At 29.4% G+C, this 18,869-nt stretch carries 14 protein-coding genes and 4 tRNA genes; 11 read left to right on the top strand and 7 right to left on the bottom strand.

Going from position 1 to position 18,869, the window contains the following annotated elements; translation table 11 throughout:
- Nucleotides 1-246 precede the first annotated feature (246 nt).
- The 10 genes from ACMFBB_RS06270 (at nucleotide 247) to ACMFBB_RS06315 (ending at nucleotide 6,569) form a co-directional block, all read left to right on the top strand.
- Nucleotides 247-693, top strand: coding sequence for a CbrC family protein (locus ACMFBB_RS06270; RefSeq protein WP_435263593.1), 447 nt, complete (start codon nucleotides 247-249; stop codon nucleotides 691-693).
- Between the two features lie 360 nt (nucleotides 694-1,053).
- Nucleotides 1,054-1,923: a DUF4349 domain-containing protein gene (locus tag ACMFBB_RS06275; protein ID WP_435263594.1), complete on the top strand. Its 870-nt coding sequence runs from the start codon at nucleotides 1,054-1,056 to the stop codon at nucleotides 1,921-1,923.
- A gap of 465 nt (nucleotides 1,924-2,388) precedes the next feature.
- A complete protein-coding gene (locus ACMFBB_RS06280; RefSeq protein WP_435263595.1) occupies nucleotides 2,389-3,012 on the top strand; it encodes a hypothetical protein in 624 nt (207 codons plus the stop codon).
- A gap of 863 nt (nucleotides 3,013-3,875) precedes the next feature.
- Nucleotides 3,876-3,948 (top strand) — tRNA-Gly (locus tag ACMFBB_RS06285).
- Between the two features lie 45 nt (nucleotides 3,949-3,993).
- A tRNA-Gly gene (locus ACMFBB_RS06290) sits at nucleotides 3,994-4,066 on the top strand.
- A 45-nt stretch (nucleotides 4,067-4,111) separates the two neighbouring features.
- Nucleotides 4,112-4,184: transfer RNA gene (locus tag ACMFBB_RS06295), tRNA-Gly, on the top strand.
- A 45-nt stretch (nucleotides 4,185-4,229) separates the two neighbouring features.
- Nucleotides 4,230-4,302 (top strand) — tRNA-Gly (locus ACMFBB_RS06300).
- 267 nt (nucleotides 4,303-4,569) lie between these two features.
- The gene (locus ACMFBB_RS06305) at nucleotides 4,570-4,800 is read left to right on the top strand and encodes a hypothetical protein (protein WP_435263596.1); all 231 of its coding nucleotides are present in this window, start codon (nucleotides 4,570-4,572) and stop codon (nucleotides 4,798-4,800) included.
- 70 nt (nucleotides 4,801-4,870) lie between these two features.
- Complete coding sequence (locus ACMFBB_RS06310) at nucleotides 4,871-6,091, top strand: radical SAM protein (protein WP_435263597.1); 1,221 nt, start codon at nucleotides 4,871-4,873, stop codon at nucleotides 6,089-6,091.
- A 310-nt stretch (nucleotides 6,092-6,401) separates the two neighbouring features.
- The gene (locus ACMFBB_RS06315) at nucleotides 6,402-6,569 is read left to right on the top strand and encodes a hypothetical protein (protein ID WP_435263598.1); all 168 of its coding nucleotides are present in this window, start codon (nucleotides 6,402-6,404) and stop codon (nucleotides 6,567-6,569) included.
- 163 nt (nucleotides 6,570-6,732) lie between these two features.
- On the opposite strand, the gene ettA is transcribed toward ACMFBB_RS06315, so the two are convergent.
- From ettA to ACMFBB_RS06335, 4 genes are all read right to left on the bottom strand, one after another.
- The gene (gene ettA, locus ACMFBB_RS06320) at nucleotides 6,733-8,424 is read right to left on the bottom strand and encodes an energy-dependent translational throttle protein EttA (protein ID WP_435263599.1); all 1,692 of its coding nucleotides are present in this window, start codon (nucleotides 8,422-8,424) and stop codon (nucleotides 6,733-6,735) included.
- 30 nt (nucleotides 8,425-8,454) lie between these two features.
- Entirely contained in the window at nucleotides 8,455-8,631 is a 177-nt protein-coding gene (locus ACMFBB_RS06325; RefSeq protein WP_435264275.1) for a CAL67264 family membrane protein, read from the bottom strand.
- Nucleotides 8,632-8,782: 151 nt separating this feature from the next.
- Nucleotides 8,783-11,398, bottom strand: coding sequence for a hybrid sensor histidine kinase/response regulator transcription factor (locus ACMFBB_RS06330; protein ID WP_435263600.1), 2,616 nt, complete (start codon nucleotides 11,396-11,398; stop codon nucleotides 8,783-8,785).
- A gap of 471 nt (nucleotides 11,399-11,869) precedes the next feature.
- Nucleotides 11,870-13,897, bottom strand: a complete 2,028-nt coding sequence (locus ACMFBB_RS06335) for an FAD-dependent oxidoreductase (protein WP_435263601.1) — start codon at nucleotides 13,895-13,897, stop codon at nucleotides 11,870-11,872.
- A 165-nt stretch (nucleotides 13,898-14,062) separates the two neighbouring features.
- On the opposite strand from ACMFBB_RS06335, the gene ACMFBB_RS06340 reads away from it, so the two are divergent.
- Nucleotides 14,063-16,060 (top strand): LTA synthase family protein, encoded by a 1,998-nt coding sequence (locus ACMFBB_RS06340; RefSeq protein ID WP_435263602.1) that lies wholly within the window; start codon nucleotides 14,063-14,065, stop codon nucleotides 16,058-16,060.
- 381 nt (nucleotides 16,061-16,441) lie between these two features.
- On the opposite strand, the gene ACMFBB_RS06345 is transcribed toward ACMFBB_RS06340, so the two are convergent.
- The 3 genes from ACMFBB_RS06345 to ACMFBB_RS06355 all read right to left on the bottom strand — a co-directional run bounded on the left by ACMFBB_RS06345 (nucleotide 16,442) and on the right by ACMFBB_RS06355 (nucleotide 18,868).
- Nucleotides 16,442-17,005 carry a phosphatase PAP2 family protein gene (locus ACMFBB_RS06345; RefSeq protein WP_435263603.1) on the bottom strand — a complete coding sequence of 188 codons (564 nt, stop codon included), beginning with the start codon at nucleotides 17,003-17,005 and terminating at the stop codon, nucleotides 16,442-16,444.
- A gap of 1 nt (nucleotide 17,006) precedes the next feature.
- A complete protein-coding gene (locus ACMFBB_RS06350; protein ID WP_435263604.1) occupies nucleotides 17,007-18,047 on the bottom strand; it encodes a peptidylprolyl isomerase in 1,041 nt (346 codons plus the stop codon).
- An 89-nt stretch (nucleotides 18,048-18,136) separates the two neighbouring features.
- Entirely contained in the window at nucleotides 18,137-18,868 is a 732-nt protein-coding gene (locus ACMFBB_RS06355) for an FKBP-type peptidyl-prolyl cis-trans isomerase (protein ID WP_435263605.1), read from the bottom strand.
- Between the last annotated feature and the right edge of the window lies 1 nt (nucleotide 18,869).

Here is an 18,869-nt window from a genome sequence, read left to right on the forward strand (position 1 = left end):
CAAGATAAACCTAATATAGTTATATTAAAAAAAGATGAAATTGATTTAGAAGTAGAATTTGAACTTGAATGGTAAATTATAAGCTATTTTTTTTTAAAATCGCAACTTTTCATGCCCTGTGGTACGTTATCCGCAAACAGAAAAATAAATGAAACTACCAAAATTTAAATATAGTCCGAATGCTTATGAATTAGATTTTTTCGATAAGATTGAGGGAATTTGTTCAGTTTATAAAAAAAAAGGAATTTGAAATATATTGGCTCTTTTTACAGCGTCGAAGAACCAGAATACATTTGCCCTTGGTGTATTTCAAACGGTAAAGCTTCTGAAAAATATAATGGAGAATATAATGATTATTGTGGAATTGAAGGCGTATCTCCCGATACGAACGAACCAAAATCGACAATTTCGAAAGAACACTTACTAGAAATAAGTTGCAAAACACCAAGTTACTTTTCTTGGCAACAAGAACAATGGTTATCACATTGTAATGAACCTTGTGCATTTATTGGGTATGCCGATACAAAAACTATAGAGCCAATACTTGACGAGCTTAAAGATGATATAGAAAATAATATTGGAGTCGACCCAGATATGATTAAAGAGCACCTCTCAAAAGATGGATACTTAGATGGATACTTGTTTAGGTGTGTGAAGTGTAATAAACACAGGTTGCACGCAGATTGTAATTAAAATGCTAGGACCATACAATGTATAAAATACAGCTAATTAGTTTGAAAACCTAAAACTTGTGTTTATCAGAAAATATAGCATATACAATTAGTTAATCAAGTTTAGGAGTTACTGTTATAAAATCGAGAATAGAATTTAATTCACTAATTATCAACAATATTTAGTGTGGATAAAATTTTTAACTTTATCCGAATCCAATTTCTGAATCATTATTTTTAAATTTAGAAAACAAGAAATTAATACTGTTTTTATTTAAGACCTAAGTTGCCTACTAAATAAGCAATAAAAAGGTTATAAAAAGAAAGTACGTTTACAAGAGCTAGGTGTAGTAACATATATTATCAAAACAAATATCAAATTATGAAACAAATGTTAAAAAAAAGATTGAAAACGATGATTTTTTGGATGTTAATTGGCTTTATCATCTTATTCGCTTTCAGATTAATGTATGGTTACACCAAAAACTTTGATTACATCCCTAATCAACCCCAATTCTTTGATAACATTTCTAACTCGAAAAGAAATTATGCTACAAAAAAATATGAAGTAAAATCAAACACAGCTAACCAATCCGCTATTAAAGTTGACCAGAAATATGAAAAAATTGCAGAAATTAAAACTAAATCGTCAAACTTCGAAAAAGAAGAAAAATTTTCAAGAGAAACGATTAAAAAACTTAATGCTCTAATTCAGTTTGAACAGAAAAGTGGTAATAAAGGGTATAGAAAACTAAATCTAGTAATTGGTGTACCTCCAGAAAATTTTGATGTTCTATATAATCAGTTAATAACTATTGGAAAGGTACAAGCAAAACAAATAACAAAGAAAGATAAGACCAACGAATACAAAGAACTCAACGCAAATAAGCAATCATTAGAAAAAATAAGAACATCTCTTATTGAATTAAAATTAAAAGGTGGAAAAATAGAGGAATATATGGGATTGGAAAACAGAATTCTTGAAATTGAGCAACAACTTCAGAGACTTGGAGTAAGTCTTGGTGATTTTGATGATGAAAATGAATTTTGTACCGTTCAGTTTTCTCTACTTGAAGGTAAAGAAATTAAAATAGGAATCATGCAACGAGTAAAGGTTGCATTGGAATGGACTGTTAAGATTTATTTACGAATTATGACAACATTATTTTTCTTGACATTATTTGCATATTTTATGCTACTGGGGTTAGAGAAATTTAAAATATTTGAGCAAATAATTAATCGGAAAGAATAAAACCAGAGTTTATAACACGAACAAAACTAACCACAACCATAACCCACTGTAAATAATGCTTTAATCAAATTATTGACAAGTTAGAATTATGATATATTTTAAATTTTAATCTAGCTATAGAAACTTCCGAATAAAAATTCGTAAGTAATCTTATACAAATACATCACAAACCATTTTAGCCTGTCTTGAACAAAGACTATACCAATTTCATAGAATTAGCTTCAGCCAAATTTGAAAAAAAATACAGAATGACAGTTGCTGTAGTAAAAGATAATTACTTCACACACATGATGAATATCTACGATATAGCTGATATAAGTTAAAACATTACACCAGTAACAAAATAAAAAACACATAACACTGTTTAAGGATACATTGAAATACAGTTTAGTTAATCTATTATAGATAATTAAAAGCTGGGCGAAACCCGAAAAGCCAAATGAGTAGGAAACATAAAAAAATAATATGACATACTTAGCTAATTTTAAATCAAATCCTGAATCATACATAAAAGAAATTGACTTTATAGTCGACTCACGAAAAAGCTTTAAATCTACTTCTTTACCTAACGTTGAAAGATGTGAATATGGTGAACCTTGTTCGTTAACCGAACAAAATACAGCAGCCGACAATGTTATTAAGCTTGAAGTATCAAATGGTGGAAATGATTATTATTTCCCATGGGTAAACAGAGGTATTGGAGAAGTAAAAGTTCCTAAAATGGCTTCAGAGGGAACAATTGTCACTACCGGAGGTATGAATGGTTGCTCTTTAGTTGTAACAGAATTAGATAATCATTATATTTTTTATCATGATGCTGATTCTAAATATTTAGGGAAACTAAAACCAGCTGAGGGGAAAGAAGTTTGTAGAATAGGACCAGAAGATTATAGCCCTCTTGATATAGGAAACAAATTAGTTTTAGAATCTCCAAAAGAAGGATTAGCATACTTGCACCAAATAATTATTATAAAACATGGCGGCAAATGGAAAGTTTTCAGCAGTGCTATTCTAATTGGTCCAGGAATAGATATGCCAGTAAAAAAAGCATTCAATGCTACAATCACAAAACTTATGGGTACCTTTTGACTAGATATGTTAAGGTATAAGTAAGAAAACTAATCGTTTTAGGCACGACACAATGTATCCGTTAAACAGCTTCAAATAAATCAAAGACAGTCAAAAAACAATTTGTTCCATATAGTTATATCAGATTATTTAAAAAATAGTATTGAAGATAATAATGAGGGAATAACTCATTCATTGCCTTTATTGATTAATCTGATATAATTAATTTAAGATAAAAATACCTAACACTAAGATAGTAGCTGTTGCGCAACTTATAATTTTGAGTAAATCATTTTTTTATAATTAACACCATAAATCAGGTCAATCCAATTTTATAAAATAAGCTTATTATTCATTTAATTATTTTTGAGTTGTGTAACAGTTAAAATGGCTATAATTAATAGTGTTTAGCCAAAGTTTAGAACTTTTATGTAATTAGCAAACTTCCTTAAAATCTTCACAACAACATCAATAAAAATACTTTTACCCTCTATAACACACTTAAATACCCATACTTTTTATCTCCTTTAAAAACATTGTTTTACCGGCGTGAAGGTTAAAAATTATTTCATTGGCAAGAAATAAATTATCATCGGGTTTTACTATCTAAAAAAACTAATAAACAACAGCTTAATAGGTTACTTAAATTTTTTATGTTCTGGGATATCAATATTATTTAACTAAGTTTTGTTGACAAACTAACCTTCTTTATCCCAAAATAACTTTGTGTAAGGATACTCTACTTAACTTATCTACCTTCCATATATTTTGAGCCATAATATTAATTTTCTGCAAGTTATATAAAACAACAATAAAATCTATTAAAAACAAAAAAAAACTCTTGTAAATTCTAGAAACTATATTATATTTGCAACCGCTTTACTGCGGGAGTAGCTCAGTTGGTAGAGCGTCAGCCTTCCAAGCTGAATGTCGCCAGTTCGAACCTGGTCTCCCGCTCTAATTAAAATAGTACAAGCAATTGTACAAAAATCTTTACCAAATGCGAGAGTAGCTCAGTTGGTAGAGCGTCAGCCTTCCAAGCTGAATGTCGCCAGTTCGAACCTGGTCTCTCGCTCTAATTAAAATAGTACAAGGAATTGTACAAAAATCTTTACCAAATGCGAGAGTAGCTCAGTTGGTAGAGCGTCAGCCTTCCAAGCTGAATGTCGCCAGTTCGAACCTGGTCTCTCGCTCTAATTAAAATAGTACAAGGAATTGTACAAAAATCTTTACCAAATGCGAGAGTAGCTCAGTTGGTAGAGCGTCAGCCTTCCAAGCTGAATGTCGCCAGTTCGAACCTGGTCTCTCGCTCAAAAACCGAAACAATATTGTTTCGGTTTTTTTGTTTCAGACTTATCGACACTAATACCCAATACTAGTTAAATTTTCAGTTGACATAAAAAGCACACTCCTTGCATTCTTTATTATTATCTGATATTTTTTTTAAAAAAAATGGGTAATAGCATACAACACCTCATACTAAATAGAAAGAATGATTATTAAATGCGCGTTTAATAAAATTGAGGAAGCTGAAAATCATTAAAAGAGTAAGCACTATAATAAACAAATACTAATACGATGAAAAAAAAGTTTTTTTTACCTAAAGGAATAGAAAAATTTTCGAATTTAGAAGTTAACAACTTAGAAGAATTCAAAGGTGGTGCTATATATATACCTGTAGAAATATACTATCCAACTGGTGGAGGTGGTAAACGTTGTCCAGATGGAATGGTTTGGTCAGAAACACTAAGAAAATGTGTTACTAAAATTGCTGTAGAAGAAAAAAAAGCAGTGAGATTCAGTATGTAATTTAAACTATAGGAATTATATCTAGTGGTTAGATATAATTCCTTTTTACAAATTAAATTTATTTAGTATTATGATTTTCGATGCTTTAGTTTTAAAAGTTGCTAGTAGATGTAACTTAAATTGTTCTTATTGTTTTATGTATAATCTTGGCGATACAACATACAAGAAACAACCCAAATTTATGTCTGACACTACTGTAGATAATATTTTAAAAAAAGTAAAATCATATATACAAAAATTCGAAAAAGAAAAGTTCACTTTCCTATTCCATGGTGGCGAACCTTTATTAGCCTCTGAAGATTTTTATAGACTATTTGTATATAAAGCCAATCAATTACTAAATGACCTTGAAAACGTTACCTTTTTCTATGAAATGCAAACAAATGGTGTTCTTATTAATAGTAGTTGGTTAAACTTATTTGAGGAACTTAACATATACCCAAGTGTTAGTGTTGATGGCACACCAAAAGCTCACGATATGTTTAGGGTTGATCATAAAGGTAGAGGCAGCTATGAAGACGTTTTTAAAGGGGTATCCCTTCTTAAAAACAAAATGGGATATGCTGATATAGCCTGCGTAATTAACACAAAAGAAAACCCACAAGAAACCTACGAAAGCTTTAAAAAAATGAACGTAAGCTTAGTAAACTTCTTAATTCCTGACTATACTCATGATAATTTTCCTTTTGAAAAAGGTCATAATACAATGTCAAATTGGCTAATTCAATTATTTGATATCTGGATTAACGATCCCGAAAGATATAAAATACCAATGTTTATAGGTTTTATTAATAGTTTATTAAGAATTAATGACAATACTGAAAATGAATCAAAAGTATTAGTAATAGAAACAAATGGTGAAATAGAAGCCATTGATTCATTAAAAGCATGTGGCAATGGTTTTACAAAAACCGGATTAAGTATAAACAACAATGAATTTTCAGACATAAAAAACTCTCCTTTAGGTAATTTATATTTTGGAAGTCATGGAAGTAAATTATGCAATCAATGTAAAGAATGTCCTTTAAACGAAATTTGTAAAGGAGGACGATTAGTTCATAGGTATAGTAAGAAAAATGGCTTTAATAACCCCTCTGTATATTGTAATGATCTTGTAATTTTCATAGCTCATATTCAAAATTATTTTATGAAAACACTTCCTGAACTTCATCAACAAGAAGAAATTGAAGCTATTGACCCTTCTGAAATTATTGAATACTTAAATACGATTCCTTCAAAATCTTCAAACTCTTATTCTAAAGAGTTAGAAGCTTTTTCAAAAGTTGTTTAATTTTTTTGAGCTATAAATTAAAATATACTTATTTAACTTTAATAGCGATAGAACTAAATCATATATAAGAGGAAATTATACTAAAGAAATCATTTGCTAAACAAAGATGATACTCATAAGTTATCTATCTCTATGGATAGAGTTAATTCAGAAACCGATTATCAAAAAAATAAGGAAAGACTATAAATTGTAGAACAGACACTTTAATAAAATAAACCACTAAACTTAACCTTCAATTTCTCAAAAGCAAAGAATTGAAAGTAAAAAATGGCACAAGCAAAGCCTTCTATTAACTTAAATTTATAATATAATGAAAAGTAAAAAATTAAAAATAGTAAAAATTGATGCAAAACTATTAAGTACAATCAAAGGAGGAAGTACTATAAGAAATAGTAAAAATTCAACAAAAATATTAATTACAGATCCTAATAAAGAGGTAACAGAAGAAGAAGACGCCAATAGCAAAAATGTCACCTAATTAAATTAGCCAATTTGTAAGGAAAATGCCATTAACAAAACTTAATCTTACATTTTTTCAAAGAAGGAGGTTAAAAATAAAAACCAGAGAAGTTAACTTCTCTGGTTTTATAAATTTCACAAATAATTGTCTACCTATTTTAAGACAATTCATATAATTTATATTATCTAATTAATTTTTTATACTTAATTCGTTTAGGCATTATATCACCACCTAATCGTTTCTTTTTGTTTTCTTCATATTCAGAAAAAGAACCTTCATAGAAATAAACTTGACTATCACCTTCAAAAGCTAAAATATGAGTACAAACTCTATCTAAAAACCATCTATCATGAGAAATTACTACAGCACAACCAGCAAAATTTTCTAAACCTTCTTCTAAAGCTCGTAAGGTATTTACATCTAAATCATTCGTAGGCTCATCTAAAAGTAGTACGTTTCCTTCTTCTTTTAAAGTCATTGCTAAATGTAAACGATTACGTTCACCACCAGACAATGTGTTTACTTTTTTATTCTGTTCGCTTCCTCCAAAATTAAACCTACTTAAATAGGCTCTAGAGTTTACTTGCTTACCACCCATCATTACTAAATCTTGTCCTTCAGAGAAGTTTTCCCAGATTGATTTTTCAGGGTCTATATTAGAGTGCGCTTGATCTACGTAGGCTATTTTAGCTGTTTCACCAACATTAAAGTTACCAGCATCAGGAGTTTCTTCTCCCATTATCATTTTAAAAATAGTAGTTTTACCTGCACCATTTGGTCCAATAATACCAACAATCCCAGCTTGAGGTAGATTGAACTCTAAATTTTCATATAATAATTTATCTCCAAAGGCTTTAGAAACACCAGAGGCTTCAATTACATTGGTACCTAATCTAGGTCCGTTAGGAATATAAATTTCAAGCTTTTCTTCTGTTTGCTTTTGGTCTTGACTCATTAGCTTTTCATAACTCTTTAAACGAGCTTTCTGCTTTGTTTGTCGACCTTTTGCTCCTTGACGCACCCATTCTAACTCTCGTTCTAATGTTTTTTGTCGCTTTGAAGCTGTCTTACTTTCTTGAGCTAATCGTGTTGACTTCTGATCTAACCAAGATGAGTAGTTCCCTTTCCAAGGAATTCCTTCACCTCTATCTAATTCTAAAATCCAACCTGCAACATTGTCTAAAAAGTATCTATCGTGAGTAACAGCAATAACAGTTCCTTTATATTGTGCTAAATGATGCTCTAACCAGTGAACTGACTCTGCGTCCAAGTGGTTTGTTGGTTCATCTAATAATAAGATTTCTGGTTCTTGAAGTAACAACCTACATAAAGCTACTCTTCTACGTTCTCCTCCTGATAAAACACCTATCAATTTATCGGAATCTGGAGTACGTAAAGCATCCATTGCTATTTCAAGCTTTGTATCTAATTCCCATGCATTGGAAGCATCTATCTGGTCTTGAAGTTCAGACTGACGAGCCATTAGCTTATCCATTTTATCAGCGTCAGAATACACCTCTTCTAAACCAAACATATCGTTAATTTTATTGTACTCATCAAGAATAGCAACTGTTTCAGCCACTCCTTCTTTTACAACTTCCATTACTGTTTTAGTTTCATCTAATTGAGGCTCTTGCTCTAGGTAACCAACTTTGTATCCTGGTGAAAAAGTTACATCACCTTGATAGTTTTTTTCAACGCCAGCAATAATTTTTAACAACGTTGATTTCCCTGATCCATTTAAACCTAAAATTCCTATTTTGGCTCCATAAAAGAAACTTAAGTATATATCTTTTAAAACTTGTTTCCCTGTACTTTGATACGTTTTAGAAACCTTATTCATCGAAAAGATTACTTTCTTATCGTCACTCATTATATTTTAAAATTTATTTTTTTTATTTATCTAAACTCTTCCCTTCAAAGCATTAAACACCCAGGCATTTGCAAAAAAACCAAAACCAACAGCTCCAAATCCATATCCTGCAATCTCGTCATATTTAAATACAGCCAAGACTACCAATAATATTCCCATTAAAACCATTACTAATGTTGCCCATCCTAAAACCGTGTTTTTATTCATTGCCATAATTAATTAGATATTTTAATTATAAAAAGTTGTATAACATACAGTACTCTTTACTAAAGTGAAAAGCAAATATCGTAATTATTTGAAATAATCATATAGAAAAAAAGAATTTTAGTTACTACTCTCTTTCAAAAACAAACAACAACTATTTCAAACTAACCTTATTTTCTTTTAATAAATCTCTAGGACTTACACCAAAACGTTGTTTGAATTTAACTGAAAAATAAGAAGCGCTTTTTATACCTACTGCATACCTTACATTATTTATATCAGCTTCTTCTTTATTCTTAATTTTCTTATACGCTTCCTGCAGCCTAACTTCAAGAATAAATTTCACAGGAGTAAGACCAGTAAGTTTCTTTATTATTCTCTCTAGTTGCCTTTGACTAAAATTAACTTCCTTTGCTAAAGTTACCACAGAAAAATCTTCCTTTTCGATATTCCTGATGATTATACCTTGCATTTTTTTTATATTCTTCTGGTCAAACGTTTCAATTTCTTTTTCAGGAACCTGCTGTTTCCACACCTCTCTTTTTTCTTTATTCTCTAACAAGCAATTTATTCTTGCTATCAATTCATTCTTTCCAAAAGGTTTAACAATATAATCGTCAACACCAATGTTAAATACTTTTATTTTATCTTCCTCATACCCTAAAGCTGTGGCCATAATAAATGGAATATTATCATAGCTCGGCACCTGTTTAAGTTTCTTTCTGAATTCTATACCATCCATTTTTGGCATCATTATATCCGATATAATCATATCAAAAGAAGTATTCTTTAAAATTTCTAATGCCTCTTTTCCATTAAACGCAAAATTACAATTATACAAAGGGCTTAAAATCTCTTTATAATAATCTATCATACGTGAATTATCTTCAACAACTAATAAATTATGTGTTTTTAAACCTGTATTTTCTATTGATTTGACTTCATTTTCAACAATCTTCTTGTTCGGAGTTATTACTTCATTGGATACCAATTTATTTTGGTTTAATAGTGGTAATAAAACTTTAAATGAAGTTCCTTTCTTTGGAGAACTATCCAATTTAATTTTACCTTTAAGCTTATCAACAATATCCTTTACAATTGCTAAACCTATACCAAAACCTTCTGATTTACCTTCTTTGTTCTCTTGATAAAATTTATTAAAAATATTTTTCTGATTTTCATTAATTATGCCAGGCCCTTGATCAGCCACTATAATACTTAAAAAATTATCCTCAATTAACACACTAAAAGTTACTTCAGTCTTTTTTGGCGAAAATTTTATTGCATTACTAACAAGATTATTTATTAAACTTTCTAACTTCAAAGTATTAGTATATAATAGAAAACCTGAAGGAAGTGATGAATTATAGCTCAAATCAATTTCTTTAATTTTTGCTATTCCTTCAAAAGAAAAAAATTGTTGCTTTAAAAATGGTTCAATAATAACATTCTCTAGACTAATACGCTCACTATCTTTATTTTCTTTTAATAAATAGATAATATCTGAAATATCATTTATTACTTTATTACTGTTCTTTTTAATTTTATTAAAATATGTTTGAATTTTATCTTTACTAACCCCTTTCTGAGACGAAAGTTCTAAATAACCTAGTATTAATGATATAGGAGTTCTTATTTCATGTGCAATATTGATAAATAATGAAGCTCTAAACTTATTAAATTCGTGTTCTTTCTCTAACTCTAAACTTATTTTTTTCTGTTGATATTTTAATCTTAAAAAGTATCTTTGAAATACAACTATTAGAATTAATAAAATTGCTATACCACTAATTAAAATTCGTTTAATCTTATTTTCTTCTTTTAAAGCAAAAACTTCCTTTTCTGATTCTGCTAAATTCAACTTAGCTTCAGTCACTTTCTTAAAACTAGCAATCAAAGAATCTTTATGTTGCTCCTGAAACAAGACATATTTTTGCTTATGCTCTCTTACTTTATCTAAATTATTATTTTTAATGTGATAATCAATCAAGCTACTATAAACACGCTCCAATTTTTCGCTATCATTGGTTCTTGAATAATGCTTTTCAGCAATTTTTAAATTCAAATACGCTTGCTTTAAATTATTCGTTTCAATGTAAGCTTTCCCTAAAATAAGATTCATCACATAAGGCTCTACTAATTTTACTTTTTCTATGAATTTTGATTCAATTTTCAAAGAATCATAGACTGCTAACTTTGAAAAAAATAATTCTCCATATTTAATTGCAGTCTTATAATCTTTCATATCATAACTATAAAAAACTGCTATTTCATGAATGGGAAATAAATCATAACCCTTAACATTTTTTTCCTTAGCTACTCGAATACCATCTTGTAAAACTTTCTCCATCTCGTCATATCGTTTTTGAGTTCGATAAGACATGGCAATACTCTTACTTAAACGCACATAACTATTCCAGTCTCCATTTTTTTTAAAAATACTCCTTAATTTATATAAATAGATATCTGAATTTTTATAATCATAAATTAACATGTAATATGACACTATCAATCGATACCTTTTTATTAAATCTTCTGAGTTTTTTAAAGACTTTGTTTCTTTAATTAGCTTATTTATTAGAGAAGATACTTGGGAAGGTTTGTTTTTAGTATCTAAGATATTTTTAATAGAATCAAACTTACTCTTATTTAAATTTGTAATCTTTTTTTCATCTATCTCTTCATACTTCTGCTCAACACTGCATGATACTATTAAAAAGAGTACTATTACAACTAATATTTCTTTAAAAACATAAAACGAAACTCTCATCTTTACAGTATTATTGACTTATCCATACTTTACACTCTACACAAACAACTTAAAATATGCAAGTTAAATAAATTTAATTCAAAAGTAAAGCAACATTTAACAGTTTTAAAATATAAATGGCTTCGTGTGAAATTCACCAAGCCACAACTTTCAATAATTTACAATGGATAAAACTGATATTTATAAAACGTACCACCTTACTACATATCACAATTTACGAATTATTCATTATTTGTTTTTTTAAAATAAAAAAAATAAAAAAAATGACGTATTTGCGATATTAAAAATAAGAATACTTAAAAAAAAGTCGAAAATAAGACATTCAAAAACCTGCTATCTTATTTTCTTTGTACCCGCAAATAACCAAAAAGAAATAACATAGTTAGTCCCCCCCTGGTGATTGCCCCTTATCGTAACTTTTTAGTTAGATAGGGGCTTTCTATTTTTTACATACACCACGTTAAAATTAATTTAGATTTTTGCTGCCAATCTACTTCCTTGATTAATTGCTCTTTTAGCATCTATTTCAGCTGCTACATCCGCTCCACCAATTAAATGAACAACAACTCCTTTAGCTTTTAAGGGCTCTAACAACTCTTTAAAAGGAACTTGTCCTGCACAAATAATCACATTGTCAACCTCTAATACCTTCTCTTCTTCATTCTGAGTATAATGCAATCCTTGATCATCTATTTTTGTATACTGTACTTCATTGATGAACTGTACATTCTTCTTTTTTAAGTTAGCTCTATGAATCCAACCCGTAGTTTTCCCTAAATCTTTCCCAAATTTACCTTTACTACGTTTAAACATAAATATTTCTCTTGGAGAAGCATGCACTTCAGGAGCAACTCCCTCTATACCGCTTCTTGCTTGCATCGTTTTATCAACTCCCCACTCTTTTAACCAAGCGTCTATATTTTGACTCGTACTTTCTCCTTCGTGTGATAAATATTCAGAAACATCAAAACCAATTCCTCCTGCACCTATAACGGCAACTCTTTTACCTACTGTTTTTTTTAATTTTAAAACATCAATGTAGTCTAATACCATTTCATGGCCAACTCCTTCAATTCTTGGTGTTCTTGGAGAAATACCAGTAGCTAATACCACCTCGTCAAAATTACCTCTTGCTAAATCATCAGCCGAAACTCTTGTATTTAATTGAAGGTTTACATTATGTAATTCAATCTGTTTTTTAAAGTACCTAATTGTTTCGTAAAACTCTTCTTTTCCTGGAATTTGTTTAGCTATATTAAATTGCCCACCTACCTCTTTATCGGCATCAAAGAGTGTTACATCATGACCTCTTTGAGCGGCTACTGTAGAAGCTGCTAAACCTGCAGGCCCAGCCCCAACAACAGCAATTCGTTTTTTATTATCTGTATAAGTATAATTTAATTCTGTTTCATGACAAGCTCTCGGATTTACTAAACAACTTGCTATTTTTTTCTCAAAAACATGATCCAAACATGCCTGATTACATGCTATACAAGTATTTATCTCATCTTCACGCTCTTCTTTTGCTTTTTTAACCCATTCTGGGTCAGCCAAAAATGGTCTCGCCATAGAAATCATATCCGCATGTCCTTCTGCCAATACTTTTTCAGCTACATTTGGCATATTAATACGATTTGATGTTATTAATGGTATAGAAAGTTCTTCTTTCATTTTTTTAGTAACCCATGTAAAAGCTGCTCTAGGAACTGAAGTTGCTATCGTAGGAATTCTTGATTCATGCCATCCGATTCCAGTATTTATAATCGTAGCTCCTGCCTTCTCAATTTCTTTTCCTAATTGAACTACTTCTTCCCACGAACTACCATTTTCTACTAAATCTAACATTGAAAGTCGGTAAATGATGATAAAATCCTCTCCTACACCTTCTCTAATTTTATTTACCAATTCAACAGCTAAACGAATACGGTTTTCATAAGTACCTCCGTAAATATCTTCTCTTTTATTGGTTCTTTTTACTATAAATTGGTTGATTAAATATCCTTCCGACCCCATTATTTCTACACCGTCATAACCTGCTTCTTTTGATAACTTTGCACATTTAACAAAGTCTTTAACAGTTCTTCGAATACCAGATTGTTTTAAAGCAAAAGGTTTGAAAGGATTAATAGGCGCCTTAATTTTTGAAGGAGCTACTGTAAATGGGTGATACCCATAACGACCAGAGTGTAATATTTGCATACAAATTTTCCCTCCTTCTTTATGTACAGCCTCTGTTATTACTCTATGTTCTTTAGCATGCTTTCTCGTACTCATTCTTGCTGAAAAAGGAGCTGTCCATCCCTGAATATTGGGAGATATACCACCTGTAACAATCAACCCAACTCCTCCTTTAGCCCTTTCAGCATAATAAGTCGCTATCTTTTCTATCCCATTTTTCTCTTCTTCTAAACCCGTATGCATAGACCCCATTAAAACCCTGTTTTTCAAGGTTGTAAAACCCAAGTCTAATGGTTCAAAAATATGTTTGTACTTAGTCATTAATATAATTTTTTATTGTTTTTATTATGCATGCATAATAAATGCAAGATAGTATATTTAAATTATATTTTAAAAAAAGGAAGGACTAAATTTAAAATCTTTGTTTATTAATTTCACTAGTCTTTTGCACTGTAGTATATTTGCTTTTTATGAAATTAAACACTAATGAAGAATAAAATTCCTAATTACCTTAAATACATTTATATCAACATTTTAGTTTTACTATTCTATGTTTTAATATACAGGTTTCTATTTTATTTATTTTTTATTGAGCTAGATAATACCCACTTTGAAAAAATAAAAAAAGCTGTCAATTTAGGAATTAGATTTGATATCAAGCTAAGTGTTATTGCTATTTTACCATTAGCTATTTTTGTATTTGTAGTTAATCATAATTTTTTCAATAAAAAACTTTATAAATTCGTTGGAAATCTTTACTTGACTTTAACATATCTTTCAATTACACTTTTTTATTTTTTTGATTTTGGACACTATGAATACTTAAATTCGAGAATAAGCGCAACAGCTTTGCGTTTTGTAAGCAATATTAAAATATCTACTCAAGCTCTATTTGAAAGCTATCCAATTTATAGAATAATGGTAGCTATTATTCTGATAACATTTTTAGCTTATAAACTGACTTCTTACATATATGTAAAGTTGTCAAAAACCAGCCATAATAATACTTCTAAGAAATCAAAAACTTTTTATATTATCACCTCTATCTTATTATTTGCTTTTGGTATTTATAATAGCTTTACAAATTATCCTTTGCGCTGGAGCCAAGCTTTTTTTTCACAGAATAATTCAATAAATAATTTTTCATTAAATCCTATTTTATATTTTTTTGATAGTTTCAAGTTTAGAAATGAAAGTGTTAATCTCGACAAAACCAAAAGATATTATCCAGCCGTTGCCAATCAACTTGAACTATCAAAGGAGCCTTTCAATTTTAATAGGCGAGTGATTTTTCCTGATAGCATTTCGAAAAAACCAAATATAGTAATTGTTATGTTAGAATCTGTAGGCGTGGCACCTATGAGTTATTTTAAAAATCCAATCAATACAACACCTAATATGGACAGCATAATGAAAAGAAGTGTTGTATTTTCAAACTTTTTCGTTCACAAAGCAGGTACAGCTGCCAGTGTTTTTGCAAGTATAACTGGGTTACCTGACGTTGATGCTGTAAGAACTGCTTCTAGAAACCCAATGGTTATTGATCAACGAATTATTTTTGATCAATTCAAAGGCTATGAAAAACAATATTTTATTGGTGGAAGTGCTAATTGGGCAAATATTCGTGGAGTACTTCAATCAAACATAAACGATTTAAAAATTTTTGAAGAAGGAAGCTATGAAATTGAGGAAAGAGTAGATGTTTGGGGTATTGATGACTATGATTTATTTAAAGAATCTGACATAAGGTTTGCTCAATTACACAAGAAGAAAAAGCCTTTTATAGCCTACATACAAACGGCTAGTAATCATATGCCATTTACAGTTCCAGTACAAAAGGAATCTTTTAAGATTTTGAAAGAAGATGCTTTTTCAAAACAAGAACTTAAAAATGCAGGTTTTGATGGCATAGCCAGATTAAATGCACTCAGATATTTAGATTTCAACGTTGCTAAATTTTTACAAAGAGCAAAAAAATCTGGATATTATGATAACACTATATTTTTGTTTTTTGGAGACCATAATACAGCTATGAGTAAAGTTGATAATTATAAAGATGAGTTTGATTTAGGGATTCAAGTTAATCACGTACCATTTTTTATACATGCACCAAAATTCGTAAAACCCAATGTAATATCTAAGTTCTCAAAATTAGTTGATGTTATTCCTACCGCCGCTAGTTTGTCAAAAAATTCATATACAAACTATACCCTTGGATCTAATATTTTAAATACATCCAATAAAAACAATTTTGCATTTATTTTTAACAGTGTTAATGGTGAACCTAGTATAGGCTTACTGAAAGATGATTTTATTTTTACAAAAAAATTAGTTACAAAAAAATCAAGTTTACGAAAACTTTCAGGCGATAAGCGAGACATTAAAACAGAATTCCCTAATATTGTTAAATCAATGGATAGCTTAGCTTCTGGTTATTATCACGCTACAAAATATCTTTACTTAAATAATAAAAAACAGCAATAATATTAGAAATATTTTGGCGAATCATTCATTCATAAATGATATTTCGATTATTGCAGTAAAAATATAATTTGTCCCGATTTTCGTTTCTAATAAAAAAATCGGGACAAATTATTTAATTGCAAAACTAAATTCTATAAGAAATAGCTGGAATATCCAATTTAACTAGTTAATGTAATAATTGGTTCATTTAATTTTCAAAGTGTTCATTAACAAAACAATAATTTCCAAGTACTATTAATATGTAAATATTGTCAAAAAATTGTAAAAAGACATTTAACTACATTTGATAACTAAACATTAAAAAATACTCTTAGTAATTAAATAATGCAAATATTTACCTAAGAATAGAATTTGTTTTAAAATGAATAAAATTATAAGGTATTATGACATAACTCTATTAATCAATAACATGTATACTTTATAAAATATAAATCCTAAGAAAGCCCCAATAATTGTACCTGCCATTATATCTGTAGGGAAATGAACTCCCAAATATAATCGACTGTAAGAAAAAATAACTGGAAAAAAAAACAACAATTTAATTTGCTTGTAAACATCTTTCAATAAAAGAAATATAAAAACAGTAAAGATTGTCGAGGTTGTAGCATGACCTGATGTAAAACTATAACTTTGAGGATTTATCAATTTGTCTCTCAAAAGATAATTAACATTTAAATCATTATTAGGCCTTAATCTTTCAAAAATACCACGAATCACATTAGTAAATTGATCCGAAAATGCTATTAAAATGATTATGAAAAATAACGTAAACATCCCTTTTTTAAATCCTAAAGACTTAAATATTAAAAATAAAATAAAAACAAATAATGGAGCCCAAGTAAATTGATTGGTTATTGCTAACCAAAAGCTATCATATTGTTCACTTCCTAAATTATTTAAAAAAACTAATAACTCCCTGTCTATTTGTAAAATATTATCTACCAATTTATTTACCTACTTTTAAAACTTCAACTTCAAAAACCAAATCAGACTTCCCTATTATCGGCCCCAAACCAGCTTCACCGTACCCTAAATAATAAGGAATAAAAAATCTTGATTTATCACCTTCTCTCATTGTTTTGACCCCTTCTTTCCATCCAGCAATTAAATCCATTTTATCAATTACAAAAGTAAATGGCCTTCCTTTATCTATGCTCGAATCTATTTTTTTACCATCCGTTAAATAAAGAGAATAATGAACTGTAGTTGGAATTGCAGGATTTACTTTCTTACCTTTTCCTTTTTGTAATGATAATATTTTCAATCCTGAATCAGTAGAAACAGCTTTATCTATTCCCATTTTTTCTAGATATTTCTTTTTTAATTCTTCTAATATTCTTTTACGTTCTTCTTCTTTTTGAGCAACATTTGCTAATTCATTTTCGAACACCATCGGAGCATCAAATTTTCTCGCTTCCTTACCTACTCTAATAATCTCAATATGGCTTATATAATCATTTTTCTGAATGGTGTCAACAATAGATTGCCCCTGTTCAACCATTCCAAAAATAGAATGCATACCATCTAACCAAGGTGTAGCTTTATGCGTAATAAAAAACTGACTTGAGTTTGTATTTTTACCTGAATTAGCCATAGATAAAATCCCTGCTTTGTCATGTTTATAAATCAATTCCCCTTCGGCATTCATTGGAAATTCATCGCCAAATTTATATCCTGCATTTCCTCTTCCAGTTCCAGTTATATCTCCTCCTTGTATCATAAAATCTTTAATAACTCTATGAAATTTTGTTCCATCAAAATAAAGCTTTCCCTTTAAAGAATCTGTCACTTTAGGGTTATCACCTTCCGCTAAAGAAACAAAGTTAGCAACAGTCATAGGAACCTCTTTTTCATGAAGTTTAATTAAAATATCTCCTTTATTCGTTTGTATATCTGCATACAAACCATTCTCCAAATTAGGATATTTCACTGTTTTACAAGACATTATTACAACAGTAATAATTAATATATATTTTACTAATTTCATTTTTTTATTTTTAGTTTAGCTAAAGTACTAAAAAACAATTAGGCTAGTGAATTCACTAGCCTAATTGTTTTTTTATATGTTGTGATGAATTACTTAATCTCTAATAATTCTACTTCAAAAATAAGTGTAGAAAAAGGCTTTAACAACTTACCTCTTTGTTGCGGTCCATAAGCTAATTCTTGAGGTATAAAAAATTTATACTTAGCTCCCGGCTTCATTAACTGTAAACCTTCAGTCCAACCTTTAATTACTTGACCTACTCCAAACTCAGAAGGTTCTTTTCTTTCAACTGAACTATCAAAAACAGTACCATCGATCAAGGTACCATGGTAATGAACTTTTACTCTTGAATTTACTTTAGGACTTTCTCCTTTTCCTTCTTTTAAAACTACGTACTGTAATCCACTAGCTGTGGTAACAACTCCACTTTTAGCTTTATTTTCTGCAATAAATTTTTCGTTTTCTATTTTATAATCTCCATATTCTTCTTCAGCTTTCTTCGTTTGCTCTTCCTGCATTTTCTTCATTCTTTCTTGTTGTTGTTTTTGGAAGAAATTACGTAAAACTACATTTACGTCTTTATTTTCCATTAACAAATTGGTAGAATCCATTCCATTTTTAAATCCTTGGATAAATAAATCATTATCCATGTCTTTAAAATTAGCTTTTATCTTTGTTGCCATATCCAAACCAATAGCATAACTTACTGAATCTACTTCAGATGTTAATGAACTTTTAGTTTTTGTTTGCCCGCTACCATTACCACAAGAAACCATTGATATCCCTATAATTGAAGCTGCTAAAATTTTTGTTAATTTCATT

Origin of the sequence: Tenacibaculum sp. nBUS_03, from assembly GCF_051201695.1 — a bacterium.
GTDB lineage: Bacteria > Bacteroidota > Bacteroidia > Flavobacteriales > Flavobacteriaceae > Polaribacter.

Bases quoted from the DNA above. Each gene is read 5' to 3' on its own strand.
- ACMFBB_RS06275 (WP_435263594.1), top strand. From the start codon at position 1,054: ATGAAACAAATGTTAAAAAAAAGATTGAAAACGATGATTTTTTGGATG.
- ACMFBB_RS06280 (WP_435263595.1), top strand. From the start codon at position 2,389: ATGACATACTTAGCTAATTTTAAATCAAATCCTGAATCATACATAAAA.
- ACMFBB_RS06305 (WP_435263596.1), top strand. From the start codon at position 4,570: ATGAAAAAAAAGTTTTTTTTACCTAAAGGAATAGAAAAATTTTCGAAT.
- ACMFBB_RS06310 (WP_435263597.1), top strand. From the start codon at position 4,871: ATGATTTTCGATGCTTTAGTTTTAAAAGTTGCTAGTAGATGTAACTTA.
- ACMFBB_RS06315 (WP_435263598.1), top strand. From the start codon at position 6,402: ATGAAAAGTAAAAAATTAAAAATAGTAAAAATTGATGCAAAACTATTA.
- ettA (WP_435263599.1), bottom strand. From the start codon at position 8,424: ATGAGTGACGATAAGAAAGTAATCTTTTCGATGAATAAGGTTTCTAAA.
- ACMFBB_RS06325 (WP_435264275.1), bottom strand. From the start codon at position 8,631: ATGAATAAAAACACGGTTTTAGGATGGGCAACATTAGTAATGGTTTTA.
- ACMFBB_RS06330 (WP_435263600.1), bottom strand. From the start codon at position 11,398: ATGAGAGTTTCGTTTTATGTTTTTAAAGAAATATTAGTTGTAATAGTA.
- ACMFBB_RS06335 (WP_435263601.1), bottom strand. From the start codon at position 13,897: ATGACTAAGTACAAACATATTTTTGAACCATTAGACTTGGGTTTTACA.
- ACMFBB_RS06340 (WP_435263602.1), top strand. From the start codon at position 14,063: ATGAAGAATAAAATTCCTAATTACCTTAAATACATTTATATCAACATT.
- ACMFBB_RS06350 (WP_435263604.1), bottom strand. From the start codon at position 18,047: ATGAAATTAGTAAAATATATATTAATTATTACTGTTGTAATAATGTCT.
- ACMFBB_RS06355 (WP_435263605.1), bottom strand. From the start codon at position 18,868: ATGAAATTAACAAAAATTTTAGCAGCTTCAATTATAGGGATATCAATG.